Annotated in this window: 18 protein-coding genes and 1 tRNA gene; 5 read left to right on the top strand and 14 right to left on the bottom strand. The window is 53.9% G+C overall.

What is annotated here, in order from left to right:
• Nucleotides 1–111 precede the first annotated feature (111 nt).
• From ACFO5Q_RS02615 to ACFO5Q_RS02580, 8 genes are all read right to left on the bottom strand, one after another.
• Nucleotides 112–1,815, bottom strand: a complete 1,704-nt coding sequence (locus ACFO5Q_RS02615; RefSeq protein ID WP_068148409.1) for a carbamoyltransferase C-terminal domain-containing protein — start codon at nt 1,813–1,815, stop codon at nt 112–114.
• Nucleotides 1,816–1,919: 104 nt separating this feature from the next.
• Entirely contained in the window at nt 1,920–3,233 is a 1,314-nt protein-coding gene (locus ACFO5Q_RS02610) for a nucleotide sugar dehydrogenase (protein ID WP_068148404.1), read from the bottom strand.
• 17 nt (nt 3,234–3,250) lie between these two features.
• On the bottom strand, nt 3,251–4,525 hold the full coding sequence (gene wecC / locus ACFO5Q_RS02605) for a UDP-N-acetyl-D-mannosamine dehydrogenase (protein WP_068148401.1): 1,275 nt from the start codon (nt 4,523–4,525) through the stop codon (nt 3,251–3,253).
• A complete protein-coding gene (gene wecB / locus ACFO5Q_RS02600; RefSeq protein ID WP_068148398.1) occupies nt 4,525–5,664 on the bottom strand; it encodes a non-hydrolyzing UDP-N-acetylglucosamine 2-epimerase in 1,140 nt (379 codons plus the stop codon). Before wecB ends, wecC begins: the two co-directional genes overlap by 1 nt.
• A gap of 134 nt (nt 5,665–5,798) precedes the next feature.
• Complete coding sequence (locus ACFO5Q_RS02595) at nt 5,799–6,158, bottom strand: MarR family EPS-associated transcriptional regulator (protein WP_068148395.1); 360 nt, start codon at nt 6,156–6,158, stop codon at nt 5,799–5,801.
• Nucleotides 6,159–7,104: 946 nt separating this feature from the next.
• Nucleotides 7,105–8,133, bottom strand: coding sequence for a glycosyltransferase family 4 protein (locus ACFO5Q_RS02590; RefSeq protein WP_068148392.1), 1,029 nt, complete (start codon nt 8,131–8,133; stop codon nt 7,105–7,107).
• A 375-nt stretch (nt 8,134–8,508) separates the two neighbouring features.
• Nucleotides 8,509–8,799 (bottom strand): DUF2188 domain-containing protein, encoded by a 291-nt coding sequence (locus ACFO5Q_RS02585; protein WP_068148390.1) that lies wholly within the window; start codon nt 8,797–8,799, stop codon nt 8,509–8,511.
• Between the two features lie 102 nt (nt 8,800–8,901).
• A tRNA-Gly gene (locus ACFO5Q_RS02580) sits at nt 8,902–8,976 on the bottom strand.
• Between the two features lie 195 nt (nt 8,977–9,171).
• On the opposite strand from ACFO5Q_RS02580, the gene ACFO5Q_RS02575 reads away from it, so the two are divergent.
• The 4 genes from ACFO5Q_RS02575 to ACFO5Q_RS02560 all read left to right on the top strand — a co-directional run bounded on the left by ACFO5Q_RS02575 (nt 9,172) and on the right by ACFO5Q_RS02560 (nt 11,667).
• Complete coding sequence (locus ACFO5Q_RS02575; protein ID WP_068148387.1) at nt 9,172–9,732, top strand: prolyl-tRNA synthetase associated domain-containing protein; 561 nt, start codon at nt 9,172–9,174, stop codon at nt 9,730–9,732.
• 100 nt (nt 9,733–9,832) lie between these two features.
• Complete coding sequence (locus ACFO5Q_RS02570; protein WP_082719914.1) at nt 9,833–10,771, top strand: tetratricopeptide repeat protein; 939 nt, start codon at nt 9,833–9,835, stop codon at nt 10,769–10,771.
• Between the two features lie 9 nt (nt 10,772–10,780).
• The gene (locus ACFO5Q_RS02565) at nt 10,781–11,455 is read left to right on the top strand and encodes an LON peptidase substrate-binding domain-containing protein (RefSeq protein ID WP_068148385.1); all 675 of its coding nucleotides are present in this window, start codon (nt 10,781–10,783) and stop codon (nt 11,453–11,455) included.
• Between the two features lie 20 nt (nt 11,456–11,475).
• A complete protein-coding gene (locus ACFO5Q_RS02560; RefSeq protein WP_068148383.1) occupies nt 11,476–11,667 on the top strand; it encodes a Trm112 family protein in 192 nt (63 codons plus the stop codon).
• 18 nt (nt 11,668–11,685) lie between these two features.
• Here the strand turns inward: ACFO5Q_RS02560 and ACFO5Q_RS02555 are convergent, their stop codons facing one another.
• The 6 genes from ACFO5Q_RS02555 to hslV all read right to left on the bottom strand — a co-directional run bounded on the left by ACFO5Q_RS02555 (nt 11,686) and on the right by hslV (nt 17,821).
• A complete protein-coding gene (locus tag ACFO5Q_RS02555) occupies nt 11,686–12,456 on the bottom strand; it encodes a slipin family protein (protein ID WP_068148381.1) in 771 nt (256 codons plus the stop codon).
• Complete coding sequence (locus ACFO5Q_RS02550; protein WP_068148379.1) at nt 12,449–13,843, bottom strand: NfeD family protein; 1,395 nt, start codon at nt 13,841–13,843, stop codon at nt 12,449–12,451. Before ACFO5Q_RS02550 ends, ACFO5Q_RS02555 begins: the two co-directional genes overlap by 8 nt.
• An 85-nt stretch (nt 13,844–13,928) precedes the next feature.
• Entirely contained in the window at nt 13,929–15,416 is a 1,488-nt protein-coding gene (locus ACFO5Q_RS02545) for an acyl-CoA synthetase (protein ID WP_068148378.1), read from the bottom strand.
• Nucleotides 15,417–15,419: 3 nt separating this feature from the next.
• Nucleotides 15,420–15,791 (bottom strand): histidine triad nucleotide-binding protein, encoded by a 372-nt coding sequence (locus ACFO5Q_RS02540; RefSeq protein ID WP_068148376.1) that lies wholly within the window; start codon nt 15,789–15,791, stop codon nt 15,420–15,422.
• 125 nt (nt 15,792–15,916) lie between these two features.
• Nucleotides 15,917–17,227 (bottom strand): ATP-dependent protease ATPase subunit HslU, encoded by a 1,311-nt coding sequence (hslU, locus tag ACFO5Q_RS02535; RefSeq protein ID WP_068148373.1) that lies wholly within the window; start codon nt 17,225–17,227, stop codon nt 15,917–15,919.
• Between the two features lie 15 nt (nt 17,228–17,242).
• Nucleotides 17,243–17,821: an ATP-dependent protease subunit HslV gene (gene hslV / locus ACFO5Q_RS02530; protein WP_068148634.1), complete on the bottom strand. Its 579-nt coding sequence runs from the start codon at nt 17,819–17,821 to the stop codon at nt 17,243–17,245.
• Nucleotides 17,822–18,059: 238 nt separating this feature from the next.
• Between hslV and hisB the strand changes: the two genes are divergently transcribed.
• Nucleotides 18,060–18,659 (top strand): imidazoleglycerol-phosphate dehydratase HisB, encoded by a 600-nt coding sequence (gene hisB, locus ACFO5Q_RS02525; RefSeq protein ID WP_068148371.1) that lies wholly within the window; start codon nt 18,060–18,062, stop codon nt 18,657–18,659.
• Nucleotides 18,660–18,666: the final 7 nt, after the last annotated feature.

The raw sequence follows: 18,666 nt of genomic DNA, 5'->3' as shown, positions 1-18,666 counted from the left end.
GTCGGAGTTGTCTGCCAATCCCCATCAACTGTCCCGCGGGATTTACAAGATGAATTCCAAATTCGATTTGCACAACAGGGCCCGCTATTACTTCACAAAATCAGACTTCCGTCACGCCCGTTTAGAGATTAGGTAGTTCTCCAATGCAAGATACTTTAGGCCACTATTATGGAATACGCTCAACGCGTCCTTGGGTGACATAACTAACGGATAGCCATGAAGATTGAACGACGTATTCAACACTACAGAAGTGCCTGTCAAATCATAAAAGTGCTTTATGACGCTCCAGTACCGTGGGTTAGCCTCACGCGTCACCATTTGTGCACGCGCAGTCTTGTCGCGTGGATGGACCGCAGCCAATATTTCCCTACTTTTTTCAGGATAGGTATCAAACGCAAACATCATGTAGGGTGAATGAATGCCTTTGGGGTTCACGATATAATCATCAGAGTATTCAGCTATCATCGACGGAGCAAAGGGCATCCAGAAATCCCGCATTTTTATCATAGAATTAATACGCTCGACATTTGGCCACTCCTTTGGATTAGTCAAGATTGATCGATTTCCAAGAGCACGGGCACCCCATTCCATACGACCAGCAAATCTTGCAACAACATTGTTTTCCGCAATTAATGTAGCGACTTTCTTGTCAATATCTTCAATAAATTCGTATTCAAAGTTTTCGGAGCTTTCTGTTTTTAAAACAGATTCAATTTCGTCATTTGTATAGGATCTACCCAAGTAAATATCATGGAGCTTCGTAAGCTTTTCTGCAGATGAACCCTTCTCGATGCTCTTTAACCACACAGCTCCAAAAGACAAAGATTCATCCCCACAACTCGGAAAAACGAATATCTCTTCAATTCCATCAATTTCGCTTGCAAGCTTGTTTGCCTTAACGTTCATAAAAACGCCACCGCCACAAACCACACGGCTGATCCCTGTATGCTTGACAGCATTCTTAATCCAAGTGGTCAAAAGTTCCTCGGTGAACATTTGTACGCCACCGGAAATGGCATCAAAACGTTTGAGCTCCAAATCCTTGCGCAAACGCTCATAAATATAGTTCATTTTGAGGTCGCCGACCGCCTCGAAACCAAGACCGTCCTCACTCACTTTCAGATAGCCGTCGAGGATCTCTTTGACTTCAAGGGCATACTTCGCATCAGCATACGGTGCCAACCCCATAACTTTGTACTCATGCTCCCATGGCTTAAGGCCCAAGTAGAATGTTATTCGAGAATATATTTTGCCTAGGGAATCATTTCGACCAGTCGCACTGATCCTGGTCATCTTGTCGCCAACACCAATGGAGACAGTAGCTGAAAGGTTATCACCCGCTCCATCACAGGTTAACACCAAGGTCTCTTTATCAAAATCAAAGCCAGAACCGAAATAGGCCGCAGCCGCATGTGCCAAATGATGGTCAACGAATGAAATTTGCTCAGGTTTGACACCCAGTTGGTCTATAACCTTCTGCATTCTCTCGGCTTTGCGCCGCTGCTCATTCTTCAGAAGCTCCTCTTGTGTAAGCTTCTCATCATTAGCCTGCTCCTTTTTTCCAACTTTGTACCATTTAGATACATCAGAGAGGTGGTCTGCAGTATGCATGTATTGGCTCGCAAAAACGACGTCCTCAACTTCCGACTCTTGAACGCCCGACAGGCTTAGCACCTCTCGAACTGAAAGCTCAGGATAACCCACTTCATTTTTGACACGAGTCAGACGTTCCTCACAGACAGAAGCTTCAATTTGCCCATCCTTCAGCAATGTTGCCCCGCAGTTGTGCCCATCATGAATACCCAAAATAACCATACTCTTATTTCCTTTCCCTATCGAATTTTAGCTAGTTCGGGCCCCAACAAGGCAAACAAGACATGAGCCTGCATCCGATTGCCGCCAATCGTTCACTATTTTTGTTAAGCCTTAACGACATTTTCCATTGGTGTTCGGTAGACTCCTCGGCTGTCAACAATGACTTGCGCATTCTCAGCTATCAAGTCGTAGTCAAATTGCGCATGGTCTGTTGTCAATACAACTGCGTCATAGTTGGCAATAACTTCCGATGACAACTCAACTGAACTCAGATTGAATTTGTGTTCCCGCATTTTCGGGAACACGGGCACATGCGGATCAGAGTAGGAGACATCACACCCCCCTTCGCGCAACAACTCCATCACCTCAACCGAGGGGCTTTCGCGCATGTCGTCAACATTCTTCTTGTAGGCGATACCAAGCACGAGAACTTTGCTACCCATCAGCGACTTTCGACGTTCGTTCAGTGCCTTAACAAGTTTGCCAACTACATATTCAGGCATCGCACGGTTGACTTCGCCTGACAATTCGATGAAGCGCGTATGCAGACCATATTCGCGCGCTTTCCAGGTCAGGTAAAATGGGTCGACCGGAATACAGTGCCCGCCCAGACCTGGGCCAGGATAATAAGGGGTAAAACCGAAAGGTTTAGTGGCAGCGGCGTCTATTACCTCAAATATATCTATGCCCATACGGTCAGCTACAACCTTCATCTCGTTAACTAACCCGATGTTGACTGCCCGGTGAATGTTTTCCAGCAGTTTGGTCATCTCTGCCACCTTGGTCGATGTAACAGGAACAACATGGTCAATAGCTTGACCATAAAGCGCTTTGCCAACCTCAAGGCAGTTAGGCGTGTGCCCACCAACCACTTTTGGAATGGAGTTTGTTGTGAAATTTACATTGCCAGGGTCTTCTCGCTCTGGGGAATAGACTAAAAATATATCTTCGCCTACACATAGGCCGCTCGAGGTTACCTTTGGTAACAACTCTTCCTCCGTCGTTCCCGGGTAGGTAGTGCTTTCCAGAGAAACAACCTGCCCCTTTCGTAGGTGCGGCACAATTGAGTTAGTGGTGTTGATCACAAAACTCAAATCAGGTTCGCGATACTTGTTCAGAGGTGTTGGTACGCAGAGAATAAGGGCATCTGCTTCGACAGCACGACTAAAGTCTATGGTACATTCCATACCTGAAGCCACTGCAGCTTTAACCTCTGCACTATGGATATGCTCAATATTGGAGTATCCGCTATTCAACTCTTTGACCTTGATCTGATCAATATCAAAACCTAGCACTTTATATCCAAGCGCTGAAAAACGTAGTGCCAATGGCTGCCCGACATAACCCAAGCCAATGATGCCAATCGTGGCATCGCGATTAGTTAGTTTCTCAATAAGTTCCGAACACGAAAAGTGCACTCTTATAATCCTTTAATTCAGGAAACGCGTGTCCATATACCACGGGTATCAATGATAATACCTTGCGGAATATCCATACCACGAAAGCTTTCGTGATCAACCAGCAGAAGGTGAATAGTTGCTTCTATGGAAAGATCACACAGTTGGATGTTTTCCGCACAAAGCATTTCCGGCAACGCTGTGATGTTTGGTTCCACGACAAAAATTGGACCATTGTGTTTGGCCGCCAGCTCTTTAGCAATTGTCAACGCGGGACTTTCACGGAGGTCGTCAATATCTGGCTTGAAGGCCAGGCCATAGATCGCCACCGTTACATCAGCCGCAGTCTTGCTCGGGTTCTCCATTAAATGAGCACCAATCGCAGCTCGGATCTTGTTTAACACCCAATTAGGCTTGCTATCGTTAACTTCCCGCGCTGTACGTATCAAACGCGCCTGTTCAGGGGCCGAGGAAACGATAAACCACGGATCGACTGCAATGCAATGTCCACCCACTCCCGGGCCTGGCTGCAGGATATTCACGCGAGGGTGCCGGTTGGCAAGCCGGATCAATTCCCATACATCCATGTTGAGTTCATCGCAGATCAAAGAGAGCTCATTTGCAAAAGCAATGTTCACATCCCGAAAAGCATTCTCGGTCAACTTCGCCATCTCAGCAACCCTTGGGCCGGAAGCAATCACGCAGTCCCCAGTTACAAAGGTTTTATAAAGCTCCACCGCACATTTCGAACACACTGGCGTGATACCGCCAACGACCCGGTCATTGGAGATCAATTCCTGCATTACTTTGCCTGGTAAAACCCGCTCCGGGCAATGCGCGATGCGGATGTCGGAAGCCTCTCCAGCATGCTGAGGAAAGCTTAAGTCTGGCCGTGCTTCGGCCAGCCAATCTGCCATCGCCTCTGTTGCCCCCACAGGCGAAGTACTCTCAAGAATTACCAAATTACCTAATTGCAGAACGGGCGCGATTGCCCGTGACGCAGCCTTGATATAGGATAGATCAGGTTCATGATTTTGCCCCTTAAACGGGGTCGGCACAGCGATAAGAAAAGCCTCAGCCTCTTCGGGTTTTGTGCTGGCTCGCAGATAACCTTCTTTCACAACAGCCCGCACGACCATATCAAGATCAGGTTCGACAATATGGACTTCGCCGCGATTAATAGTGTCAACCGTTTGCTGATTTACATCGACCCCGACAACCTCTATTTTTCGAGAGGCGAACATCGCTGCGGTCGGTAGGCCTATATAACCTAGCCCAATAACAGAAATACGTTTGAAGGGCTTTTTGAGCATCAGCTTGCGACCTTTTCCATGTCAAAGAATGCCAGAATGGCATCACGAATGCGCACCGACGCATGCCCATCGCCATATGGGTTGTGTGCACGAGCCATCGCCTCAAACGCGTTGTCATCATCCAACAGTCTACTTACTTCACGCACAATCAAATCGGCATCCGTGCCAACCAGTTTGACCGTTCCGGCATCGACGGCCTCAGGCCGTTCCGTAGTTTCTCGCATCACCAAGACCGGCTTCCCTAACGAAGGCGCCTCTTCCTGCACCCCCCCAGAATCGGTGAGAATAATATCTGCACGGCTCATTAGGTGGACAAAAGGTAGGTAATCCTGAGGCGATATAAGTTGAACGCGCTCACATTTAGCCAAGCTACCTTCAACAGGGCCTTTAACATTTGGGTTCAGATGAACTGGGTAGATAATCTGAACATCGTCGCGCTTAGCTAGCTTTGCTAGAGCATCGCAAATTCTTTGAAACCCTTCACCGAAACTTTCACGTCGATGCCCGGTTACTAAAATCACACGCTTTGAGGGATCAATACCGAATTCCGTGTCAAAGATAGCTCTTTGCTCTGGATCGATTTCAAGCTTGGCCACCACGTCAAGCAAAGCATCAATGACCGTATTGCCGGTGACAGAAATCGATGCAGGTAATATAGATTCATTTTTCAGGTTCGCCGCGGCTTTTTTTGTTGGCGCGAAATGCAGTTGTGCAATCGTACCAGCGACCTTACGATTAATCTCTTCAGGCCAAGGAGAATAAATATTTCCTGTACGTAACCCCGCTTCGACATGCCCAACAGGAATTTGCTGATAATAGGCTGCTAGCGACGCTGACAAAGTCGTCGTCGTATCGCCATGGACGAGCAGCAGGTCCGGTACAAAATCTTCAAAAATCAGCTTTAGCCCCTTCAGAACTGCAACCGTAATTTCCGTTAGGCCTTGACCTGGCCTCATGACATTAAGGTCATAATCTGGTTTGATATTAAACAGCCGCAATACCTGGTCAAGCATCTCCCGGTGTTGTGCTGTTACCGCGATACGCACATCAAGGCCAGACGTTCCCTTGAGCTCCTCATAAACCGGTGCCATTTTAATGGCCTCGGGCCTGGTGCCAAATACCATTAAGATCTTTTTCATAGAATTACCCTTGGAACACGATGGGCTCTGAGAAGCCAAATCATATGCTTGACCTTTATGCTGCCTTTGTTGAACGTCACTTGTTTGGGTATTCCTGAAATAATCTTAGCGCTTCAATGCGGCCCGCGAATGGCTCACAAAGACGTCTGAGCCGGTGAATCTTCCAAATCAGATTGAAGCGCATCAATCTCTTCTTTAAGCGCTTCATACTCTTCCATTTTTCGCGCTAGGAACGCGCGGGTTAACGCTGCCTTCCTTGCAATACCCTTTGGCGTCAAGACATAGGCATATCTACGCTTGTCTTCTGCAGCTGTAAAATTCCCCAACTTCACGAGCCCTTTTTCGATCAGGGCATTCAACACGTAATGCATCCCCCCCACGCTGACCCCAACCACCTCAGCTAGCTCTCGCTGCGACATTTCCGGGTTTTCCTGAAGGAGCCGAAGGACGCGAAAATGCGTATCTTCTTGAAGCTTGGTGCGCTTACTGGTCATTTTGGGATTTTCTCAGGCTACCGCACAAGGACAGCCTGCGACCGGCGCCTTGTTTTGAGCAAAAATGATATCGAGAGTAATTTCCTCATCGTTCAATTTTGAGCGGTATCATATGGCATGCGCGCAAACAAGCGGGAAATTTGATGTTTATTGCGAAACCTCGTACCGACACGCGTAGAAGCATGGCTACACTGAAGCATTCTAGACTCTGCGGAGACTCACTTACTCAGCAGTCGACGATGTCAGCAATGACACATAGCCTCGATTTGTTACGAACTCATAACAGAACTACCTGGTCAGAATAAGGGTGGATTATGACCGCCACTGGCCGCAGCACCCAGAGATGGGCGCGGCGTGCAACTCTTAAGCAATACACCGGGACGATTGAAGGTTGGGCAAAGAGGGCCCTGCGATTGACCTACGCATGCGTTATCAGGATAGCCAATGTAGTTGGGGTCCTTAAAAGGGTCAAACACACCTACGGCCAGCCAAAGACCTTTCGGGTTTTCTACAGTCCGGAATTTATTAGCAAAGATCTTAGGTCTGTGGGCCTATATGAATGATGTAACACTTTGCTTCAGTAGAGCAAGAAAACCGACAGACAATGTCATTCATTGGCAGGGTTTGGTAAGGATGCTTGAATATATTATGATTTTTATACCTAAAAGAGGTACAGTCAAAATGTGAAGTCCGGCACTCGGATTATAACGAAGTTAGGCCACAAAGTTCGATCGGCAATAAAACTCTAATAAAACTGGTTCGTGCCTATGGGTTGCCACGCCAACCCATAGGCATAAAATCTGAATTTTCTTGTTTCAGAGGCCCCAAAATGGGGACAAGCTCATATAAACTGTCAGCATGTCAACACTCAGCTTGGTTAAACCACCAACACCTCCCGCAAATAGTTTTAGGTCGTAAGAAAATAAATCTGAATTAATTCCCGTGGCTATTCCGCTTCTACTACACTGGCTTCCGTTCCTAATTTCGCCATTCTAGATGTCATAGAAACCGTCAAACCTAATACCAACAACTGCGCCAAGACAATCAACCAGCTGTATTCGGGTCTCCACAAGGCGGCCAATACCGCTGTTGCTGTATAAAGAAAGCTGAACGCCAATCCTGCATGCCGGTGAACTGTTTTCATCAGTAGGTGATGCAGATGGTCCCGTCGAGGATGAAACGGGCTCAAGCCTTTAAGTACACGCATAAAGATGACCCGAAGGCAGTCGAATGTCGGCAAAGCAAGCCACACAACAATTGTGTCTGCATAGACCGGGGTTTCAGGTTCCGCGCCATACATCATGATCGCCGAGGCCCCAAGAACGAGACCAAGGGCATAAGCGCCACCATCACCCATAAAAAGTTTGCTCGGCATATTGAAGGCAAGGATTACCAACAGAGTCATTGCTAGATACAAAAAAACCGTCGCCAGGTCGCCAGACGCAAGGTTGGCAAACATCAGTAGCCAGACAATGCCTTGCGAGAGTATCCCTCCGTTGAAGCCGTCCATCATGTTGAGGGCGATCACCAAGCCAACAAGGCAAAGGGCTGTGAATCCGATGCCTCCTATGAAGCCCAAGTCAGAAGTTTGACCCCAAGACCAGACAAGCTTGTCAATTAGAAGGTCGGGCAACAAGAAAAGCAGGAGGCCAACGATTGACCAAAGAAATACAAAACGGGTCCGCCAGGAAAGCTTGAGGCGATCATCGACGATACCTAAAACCCCGATCAGAAAAGCGCATATGATAATAGGGAGAAACACGGTTGCCTTACCCCAGAGGGCAGCCCCTATAGCCAGAGCAACGAGGCCACATAAGAGGAGCACCGAGCCTACCTGTGGTACCATACCATGATGTTTCTTATGAGCTTCAACCTTTGGGTCATCCAGCAACCCCAGAGAGAGACCCACAAAGAGGGCTTTCTTGCCAGCGAAGAAAGCGGCCACAAGCCCTAGACCTAACGTAATTTCGTACAAATTCCTGAACCCCCACATAGTTTTGGATTGTTTTTATCTGGCGAAAATCACCACCGTCCCTATGAACTCGATAATAGCGAGCCAACCCTTTAATGGCAATCTCTGCCGCTCCATCCCTATATCTTAGAATGAATAAACTGGACCTACGGCTTGACACAGATATCTGCTTGCATGGTTCTGAACTTTAGCCGTTGCCGCGTTAATAACGGGGATAGGTTTCCCCAAAAAACCCCGAGGACTCATATATAGGCCGCACCAATTTTCGCAACCAATGGAAACTCTTTGGGGTCAAGCAGATAGACCGCCTATCCGATATATTATGTCATCGGAGAAACGGAGGCAGGTGAAACCATTCTTCTGGAAAATTTAATTCCGCTAGATATTCAAGCGCTTCACAGGGCATGCTAGCGCTTGATCAACCATCGTACGGTGATTAACAGCCAATTTGTTAGCGACGACCTCAGCCCTGTATTTTTTCAATAGACAGCCAAAAGTAAGGTCATTGTCGCCAATGCGGCCAATCTCGCCACGGTCGCCTTTGGCGTCCATGTCGCGCGCCCATACATGCGCATCGGATTTTTTGTTGAATGTCTTAGTGATACGCAGTTGGCCAGCACGGCGAACTTGCACCTGCCACTTGGACCCCCGCTTACGGATATTTGCCATCAAATGTCTCCGCAGTTGTGACGTGAGTGCGACAACACGGAAAACAGACTCGACTCCACAGCATATGAAAGCTGCTAAGCTGTTGATAATGCTGGGAGAAGATGGAGCGGGCGATGAGATTCGAACTCACGACCCCAACCTTGGCAAGGTTGTGCTCTACCCCTGAGCTACGCCCGCTCAATCGCGTATCCGGCCCGGAAGGCCGGCGGGGTAACAGGCGGCGCTGCCGTCTGCGTGGCGGGATAATAGCTATGAGCGCACCCTTTGCAACACCTTTTTTTATTTTTTTGAAAAATTGCATTAACCCCATGATTTTCATGGATATTTGTGCGATATATCAAGCTGAATTCGCCGCATTATTTGGGAAAAATCATGGAATCGCCCCTATCGGAAGATGATCTTTTCGCCTTTTTGGCCGGGCTCGGCATTGAAACCGAAACATACAGGCACGCTCCCGTCTTCACTGTTGAGGAAGCACAGGCAGAGCGCGCGCACATGCCTGCAGGCGGCGGCCACTGCAAAAGCCTGTTTGTCCGCGACAAGAAAAAGCGCCGCGCACTGGTGATGGTGGACGAGAACAGGCGGGTCGACCTCAAGGCGCTCTCGGGCGCGCTTTCCATGGGGCGGCTGTCGTTCGGCAGCGCCGACAGCCTCATGGATATGCTTGGCGTGATCCCAGGCTCGGTTACGCCTTTTGCGCTCATCAACGCGCGGGTAGAGGATGGCCAGGAGCCCCCTATGCTGGTCGCGCTCGACGCCGCGATGATGGCAAAGTCGCCGCTTTACTATCACCCGCTACACAATGCCGCCACCACGGCAATCAGTCCGGACGACCTGGTGCGTTTCATCCGCGCCTGCGGCTATGAACCCGTGACTGTTGACCTTGACGCACCAGAACCCGTATCCAAGCCCGCGTCCGACGCCAAGCCTTGATCTTAGAAATTCCCGATTTCCACTCTGGCAAACGCGCAGGGAAGCGCTTATGGTCGGGACGGAACCAAAAAGTACCACAGCAAATCCAAGAGTGTTGATTATGGATCAGTTTATGGCAGGCGACGCTGCACAGGCAGGCGCACAGGCGTCCATCAAGGACGCGACAATCGAGACCTTTCGCGATGATGTGATGATGGCGTCCCGCGAGGTGCCTGTCATTGTGGATTTCTGGGCCGACTGGTGCGAGCCCTGCAAACAGCTGATGCCGGCCCTTGAAAGCGCCGTGAAGGCTGCGGGCGGCGCTGTGGCGCTGGTCAAGGTCAACGCTGACCAGAACCAGACCCTGTGTGCCCAGCTTCAGGTCCAGAGCCTGCCAACGGTGATTGCATTCTGGCAGGGCCAGCCAGTGGACGGTTTCCAGGGTGCTGTGCCGCCTTCGCAGCTGAAGGCCTTTATCGACCGGCTGGTTGATATGGCAGGCGGCAGCGGCCAAGGCGGCGATCCGCTTGCGGAAGCGCTGGATCATGCCGATGCTGCCCTCGACGCGGGCGAAGCCATGCAGGCCGGACAAATATATCAACAGGTGCTGCAGCACGACGAAGGCAATGCCCGTGCGCTTGTGGGCATGGCCGATGCCTCGCACCGGTTGGGCCAGACGGAGCAGGCCCAGGCACTTCTGGACGCGCTGGACGAAGAAGCCATGAAGGACACCAAAGTGGCCGAACGCGCTGGCCGCCTGAAAACCGCGCTTGAGCTTGCGGCCCAGGCGGAAGGCGCCGGCGATGTAGTTGAGCTAGAAGCCAAGGTGGAAGCCAACCCACAGGACTACCAGGCCCGCTATGATCTGGCGCTGGCACACCAGGCACGCGGCGAAATGGATGCGGCAGCGGATGCGCTTCTAGGCATTATCATGCGTGACCGGGAATGGAACGAGGACGCTGCCAGGCTGCAGCTCCTGAAGCTGTTTGACGCTGCGGGCCCAACCGATCCATTCACTCTCAAATACCGTAGACGGTTGTCGTCGGTTCTTTTCAGCTAGGGGTTTGTTGTGACGGTTGAGAGCAAAACATTCGAAGCCTTGCCGTCCGTGATCCCGGTCTTTCCGCTGGCTGGAGCGATCCTGCTGCCAGGTACCAGCCTGCCGCTGAATATTTTCGAGCCCCGTTATCTGCGCATGGTGCGCGACGCCATTGAAGGCCACAACCTGATCGGCATGATCCAGCCCAAGGGCAACGGCCATGAGACTGTCCCTGACCTATACGGCACGGGCTGCGTGGGCAGCATTTCGGACGTTCAGGAAACCGATGACGGACGCATCCTGATACGCCTCAAGGGCCTGTCCCGCTTTGATGTGACGGAAGAATTGGGCGTGACCACACCTTACAGGCAGGTGCGCACCAACTGGGAGCCCTATAAGGCCGACCCATGGGGCGGTACCGGCAGCAAAGGCGTGGACCGGGACCTGTTACTCAGCGCCCTCAAGGGCTATCTGGACACCAAGGGGCTCGACGCCGATTTTGACGCCATTGCCTCAGCACCCGATGATATATTGGTAAACACCCTGTCGATGATCGTACCGCTTGCGGTACAGGAAAAGCAGGCGCTGCTCGAATCCGCCACGGTGCCCGAAAGGTCGCTGCTGCTGCAGAACCTGCTTGAAATGGCGTCTGCGGACAGCCATGGTGGCACAGACCATCACTCTCCTGACCACCGGTCCCACTAACCGCGTTTTGAGGCCAAGCCATGAGCAACCCGTCCCGCAGCACTGCTGACCCGAAACTTCTGGAACTTCTTGTGTGCCCCGTGACCCACACAACGCTGGAGTATGACCAGTCGGCGCAGGAACTGATCAGCCGCAAAGCCGGCCTTGCATTCCCGATCCGCGACGGTATTCCGATCCTCCTGTCTGACGAGGCCCGCCCGCTCGAGGACTAGGCTCTCAAGGATTTACCCTCAGCCGTCCTTCTTGCCCTTCATGCTTTCCCCGATCGATTTCATCAAGTCGATCGGCATGGGGAAGATGATCGTGGAGGTCTTGTCAGACGAAATGTCATGAAGGGCAGAAAGATACCTAATCTGCATCGCTTCCGGCGTTTCATGCAGCACCTTGGCGGCCTCCAGAATCTTGCCGGCGGCCTGGGCCTCGCCCTGGGCTGAAATCACCTTGGCCCGCCTGATCCGTTCTGCTTCCGCCTCCTTGGCGATCGCGCGGATCATGGATGGGTCCAGGTCCACATGCTTCAGTTCCACATTGGCGACCTTGATGCCCCAGGCGTCTGTCTGTTGGTCGAGTATCGTGCGGATATCATCATTCAGGCGTTCGCGTTCCGCCAGCATCTCATCAAGCTGGTGCTGCCCCAGCACTGAGCGAAGCGTGGTCTGCGCCAGCTGGCTGGTGGCAAATTCGAAATCCTCGACCTCGATGATGGCGCGCCTCGCATCGACAACGCGGTAATAAACCACCGCATTCACCCGCACGGAGACATTGTCCTTCGAGATCACATCCTGTTCCGGCACGTCCATCACCATGGTGCGCAGGTCCACCCGGACCATTTTCTGGATCACAGGAATGATGATGATAAGCCCCGGACCCTTGACCTTCCAAAAACGCCCCAGAAGGAAGACCACGCCGCGCTCATACTCCCGCAAAATGCGAAAGGCAGACAAAAGAATAAACAGGCCGAAGATAGCCACGATATAGCTGGAATAAAGTATGTCAGTCATCGGCGGATGCCTCCTTGGCGTTGGATTCCTTAGGGCTGCCCAGATCAAGGGTCAGTCCGTCTATTGCGTGAACGGTCAAATGGTCGCCGGGCTTTGCGCCCTCTGGACCGCGGGCGCTCCAGACCTCGCCGTGTGCGCGGACCGTGCCGGCGCCGTCCGTCCAGGAAAGCACCTCGGCCAAATCTCCCACAAGCGCGTCATTGCCGCTCACGGCCGGTCGCCTCCATGCCCTGACGGCAAAGGTCAGCACAAACAGGAACAGCCCCGCCGTCAAAACCGACACAGTGCCGATCAGCAGCGGCGACAGGCTGAATTCGGGGATATCACTGTCGATCAGCATGATTGAGCCGATCACGAAGCTTGCAACCCCGCCAATCCCCAGCGCCCCGAAGGCGGGAACAAACGCCTCGGCGATCATGAGCCCAAGGCCAAGGGCCATCAGTGCAAGCCCAGCATAGTTTACCGGCAGCATCTGCAGGGCATAGAGGCCGATAATCAGGCACACACCGCCCACAATACCCGGTGCCCCCAGGCCTGGATTGGAGAATTCGATGATCAGGCCATACACCCCGACCATCAAAAGCAGATAAGCGATATTCGGGTTGGTGATGAAGGCCAAGAAGTCTTCGCGCCAACTGCGGTCCAGCGTCTCAACCGTCAGGCGGTCGGTCGCCAGTAGTTGGGGGCTTTGGTCGACTGTCACCTCCCGGCCTTCCAGCTTTTTCATCATGTCGCGCATGTCGCGCGCCACAAGGTCGATCACGCCGCTCTCAAATGCTTCGCTGGCGGTCAGATTATCAGCTTCACTGACGAACCTTTCGGCGGGCCCGGCTGGACGGCCACGCATTTCCGCGAGCGAGCGCATATAGGCTCGCGCGTCGTTAAGCACCTTGTCCATCATGTCCGGATGGTCGGCTTGTTTCTCAGCACCCTCGCCCGGTGCCGGGCTGCCGGGCATGCCGCCCATCATCACCGGCGTGGCGGACCCCACATTGGTGCCCGGCGCCATCACCGCCACATGGCAAGCCAGCAGGATATAGGCACCGGCGCTGGCGGCCCGCGCGCCGGACGGCGCCACATAACCCACCACCGGCCTGTCGGCCGCCAGGATGGTTTTAATGATATCGCGGGTTGAGGACACAAGCCCGCCGGGCGTGTCGATCCGGATGATGATCAAGTCAGCATTGCGTTTGGCCGCTTCCTCGAAGCCGCGCGTGACATGATCCGCCATCGCCGGGCCGATTGGGCCATCAATATCAATGACAAGCGCCCCGTCCGCGCGGGCGGGAAGGGCAAAAATCAGTAGACTGACAAAAAGGATGACTGCCCGGCGCCAAAGCGCCAGCTTCAGGAATACGCTGGTACACATGTGACCAACAGCATGCATGGGATACCTCTATCCCGAGTAAAACACATTCCCGGGGTTTTGCCCAGAGCAGGTATCGGCAAGATGGTGTGGCCTGATGTCGCCCCTAGGTGAACAGCGCCTTCACGGCAGGCTTTGTTACCTTGCCCATGGCGTTCCGCGGCAAGGCATCCACCAGCAAAAGCGCGCGCGGCAGCTTGTAGGCCGATAGCCGAGCCGAAGCCCAGGCCTGCAGCTCTTCAAGCGTAAGGGTCGCGCCTTCCCTGAGGCCGATCGCTGCGGCGACAATCTCGCCCCATTCGTCATCAGCAAGGCCGACCACAGCGCATTCGGTGATATTGGGGTGCTCCAGAAGCGCGGCTTCGATTTCAAGTGCGGAAAGCTTATAGCCCCCGGACTTGATGATATCCACGGACGACCGCCCCATGATGCGGTAGTAGCCGCCCTCAAGCGTCGCGATGTCGCCGGTCTTGAACCAGTCACCCGCAAAACTTTCCGCGGTCGCTTTCGGATTGTCCCAATATTCGCGGAACACGGCAGGGCCCTTGACCCAGATCTCACCCACCGCGCCTTCGCCGCTGACCACCTTGCCCGCATCATCCACCAGCTGGATATCGGTGCGCGGCATCGGCAGGCCCACCATCCCGGCGCGCCGCTCACCTGCGTACGGGTTTGAAAGCGCCATGCCGATTTCGGTCATGCCGTAGCGCTCCAGCAGTACCTGGCCCGTCAGATCGGACCATTCTTTGTGGATCGAAGCCGGCAGCGCAGCGGAGCCGGACACCATCAACCGCATGGCGCCGAAGCCCTTGATGACACAGTCGCGTTTGCCTGCATTTTCTGGTGCATCGAGCCACTTGAGGAGCTTCACATAGATGGTCGGCACCGCCATGAAGAGCGTATAGGCGCCTTCCGCCACCCGCGCGCAGATGGCATCAGCGTCGAACTTGTCGAACGGCTCGATCGCGGCGCCGGACCACAGGCCGCAGCACAGGATATTCAATATGCCGTGCAGATGGTGCATGGGCAAAAAGAGCGGAATGCGGTCGTTCGCCTGCCATGCCCAGGCTTCCACAAGCGCTGTCACCTGCGCCTCAATCGACGCGTGGGTGGACACTACGCCCTTGGGCTTGTTGGTTGTGCCGCTGGTGAACAGGATCATCGCCCGGCGTGTGGGTGCGATTTGGGGTAGGGGACTGTTGCCCTCAAGGCCGGCGAAATCCAAAACCTCAAGCCCCAGGCGCTTTGGCAGGTCGCCCAGCACCGAAAGCCTGTTGGCCGCCACCACCACACGGCGGACACCCGCGCAGGTCAAAGCGTGCTCAATCTCCGGCACCGTGGCGCCGCCGTTGATCGGCACAGCAATGCCGCCCGCGCGCCAGATGCCCCACTGTGTGGCGGCATAATCAGCCCCCGTGGGCAGCAGGAAGGCGATCCGCTCTTCCTCAAGATCAGCTTTTTCCGCAAGAAGGCCTGAAGCCACAGCAGCGGACCGGTGCAAAAGGTTCTGATAGGTCACTTCGCCACCACGCCCGAAAAAGGCGGTGCGATCAGCAAACCCCTTCGCGCGTTGGATGATTGGCAGGTCTGTCATCTCTCAGACGCCGAAGCTGGTGTCCAGCATCGGGCCAAGCGACTTGCCGCCAAACAGATGGATATGCAGGTGTGGCACCTCCTGGTGCGCATTGGTACCGGCGTTCGCCAGCATACGGTAGCCGGGCTCAACAAGGCCAAGCTCGTCGGCCACTTTGCCAACCGCGCGGAAAAAGCCGACCATCAGATCAGCGGGGGCCGAGGCCGAGAAGTCCGCCATGGAGACATACTCGCCCTTCGGGATCACCAGCACGTGGATGGGCGCCTGCGGGTTGATGTCATGGAACGCCAGGGCGAATTCGTCTTCATAGACCTTGTTGCAGGGGATTTCGCCGCGCAGGATTTTCGCGAAGATATTATTGGTGTCATAGGCCATGGGACGCTCCTTCGATCATGTCTTCGCCGTCACTATAGCCCGCCCGTCAGGCCCTTCAAGGCCAAAGAAAAACCCGGCCAACAGTTGCCTGCGACCGGGTCTGACATTCTTTGTTCCAGCAAGCGCTACAGGATGAATTTCGACAGGTCGTTGTCTGTCTCAAGCAGTTCGCCCATATGCTCGCGCACAAAGGCTGCATCCACCGTAATACTGGTGCCGGACTTGTCCGATGCATCGAAGCTGATCTCCTCCAGCACTTTTTCAAGCACGGTATGCAGGCGGCGGGCGCCAATGTTTTCAACCGTCTCGTTAAAGTGCGCGGAGATACGCGCGATCTCGTTGATGCCGTCTTCCATGAAGGTCAGCGTCACCTCCTCGGTGCCCATCAGCGCGGTATATTGGCGGATCAGGCTATAGTCAGGCTCGGTGAGAATGCGTTTGAAGTCCTCTTCCGTGAGAGCGCTCAGCTCCACCCTGATCGGCAGGCGGCCCTGCAGCTCAGGCAGCAGGTCACTTGGCTTTGCCAGATGGAAGGCGCCAGATGCGATAAAGAGGATATGATCCGTCTTGATCGCGCCATGTTTGGTGGACACAGTCGTGCCTTCAATCAGCGGCAGCAGGTCCCGCTGCACGCCTTCGCGGCTGACATCGCCGCCGCGCGCATCCTGGCGGGCACAGATCTTGTCCACCTCATCCAGGAAGACAATGCCGTGGTTCTCCACCAAATGGATCGCCTCGCGGGTGATGCTTTCGTCGTCCACCAGCTTGTCGGCCTCTTCGGTCATCAGCACTTCATAAGCTTCAGAAACCTTTAGGCGCTTCTTCACCTTGCGGCCACCCATGGCCTTGCCAAACATGTCGCCAAGGTTCAGCATGCCAACGCTAGCGCCGGGCATGCCGGGAATATCCATCTGCGGGAAGGGGTTCGAGGTGTCCTCAACCTCAAGCTCGACTTCCTTGTCCGCCAGCTCACCCTCGCGCAGCATCTTCCTGAACTTCTGACGCGTGGCCTCTGACGCGCCTGGGCCCACAAGGCCGTCCAGCACGCGCTCTTCCGCCTGCACTTCAGCCTTGGCAGTCACTTCCTTGCGCTTTTTCTCGCGCATCATCAGGATCGCATTCTCGATCAGGTCGCGGATGATCTGCTCTACGTCGCGGCCCACATAGCCAACTTCGGTAAACTTGGTGGCCTCGACCTTGATGAAAGGCGCTTCCGCAAGCTTTGCCAGACGGCGGGAGATTTCGGTCTTGCCTACACCGGTTGGACCAACCATCAGGATGTTCTTGGGCAGAACCTCGTCACGCATCTGGCCTTCAAGCTGCTGGCGGCGCCAGCGGTTCCGAAGCGCCACAGCAACAGCGCGCTTCGCGTCCTTCTGGCCGATGATGAAGCGGTCGAGCTCGGACACGATCTCGCGCGGGGAAAAACTGGTCATAAGGGGTACTCCTGACTATTCTTTATCGGCACTTGGCGCGGCGTCCATCGTCTCGACCACGACATTTTCGTTGGTGTAGACGCAGATATCGGCGGCGATCTTCATAGCCTTGCGCGCAACCTCTTCGGCCGAAAGCGGCTGGTCATAAAGCGCGCGGGCAGCAGCTAAAGCATAGTTGCCGCCTGAGCCAATGGCGACCACGCCGTGCTCGGGTTCAAGTACGTCACCGTTACCTGTCACTACCAGCGATGTTGCCTCATCCACCACAATCATCATGGCCTGCAGCTGCCTGAGGTATTTATCCGTACGCCAGTCCTTGGCGAGCTCGACGCACGCGCGGGCCAGTTGACCGGGGTGGCGCTCAAGCTTGGCCTCTAAGCGCTCAAAAAGGGTGAAGGCGTCTGCGGTCGCGCCCGCGAACCCGGCAATCACCTTGCCGCCCGCCAGATGCCGCACCTTGCGCGCATTGGCTTTCATCACCGTGTCGCCAACCGATACCTGGCCGTCGCCCGCGATTACCACCTTGCCGTCCTTGCGGACTGAGCAGATGGTCGTGGCATGCCATGTGGGGAGTTCACTATTGAACTGTGTCATATGGGACAGTGTCCTTTTTTCTTTTTGTGGTTCAGCCTCATATAGGAAGCAATCCAGCACGCCTCAAGCCCCGTAAGGGAAATCACAAACAATCGCGCTATAGTTAAAGGTGACGGAATATTGTCTTTTGTTTCAAAAGAAATTGTTCGTCATAATGCCAGAATATGCTTAATAGCAGGGCTATCAATGATTTTGGGGTCTTTTTTGACGCCCTACAGCGCTTAATCAGGAGTGACGCATGCGCACCGCAACATATGAACGGAAAACCAAAGAGACGGAAATCTCCGTCGAGCTGAACTTGGACGGCACAGGTGTGTACGACGTCCATACCGGCATTGGTTTCCTCGATCATATGCTGGAGCAGCTGAGCCGACATTCCCTGATGGACCTGACGCTCAGGGCCAAGGGCGACCTGCATATCGACGGTCACCACACCACGGAAGACTGCGGCATCGTCATCGGCACCGCGATCAAGCGGGCGCTTGGCGATATGACCGGCATCACCCGTTACGCCAACGCCTATATCCCAATGGATGAGACGCTGTCGCGCGCCGCGATCGATATTTCCGGCCGCCCGTTCCTGGTGTGGAAGGTGGATTTTCCCCGCCACAAGATCGGCGAGATGGACACGGAACTCTTTGAGGAATTCTTCCGCGCTTTTGCGTTCGCGGCAGGCATGACGCTGCATGTGGAAAATCTCTACGGCACCAACAGCCACCATATTATTGAGAGCTGTTTCAAAGCCGTTGCCCGTGCCCTCAGGGCCGCGACAGAGACCGACCCGCGCAAAGCCGACGCTGTGCCTTCCACCAAAGGTACGCTGGGCGGCAGCCTTTAAACCAGCC

The organism is Kordiimonas lipolytica, from assembly GCF_042651265.1.
Taxonomy (GTDB): domain Bacteria; phylum Pseudomonadota; class Alphaproteobacteria; order Sphingomonadales; family Kordiimonadaceae; genus Kordiimonas; species Kordiimonas lipolytica.
The sequence above is the reverse complement of the archived record's forward strand: the minus strand, read 5'-3'. Positions and strand labels throughout refer to the sequence as shown.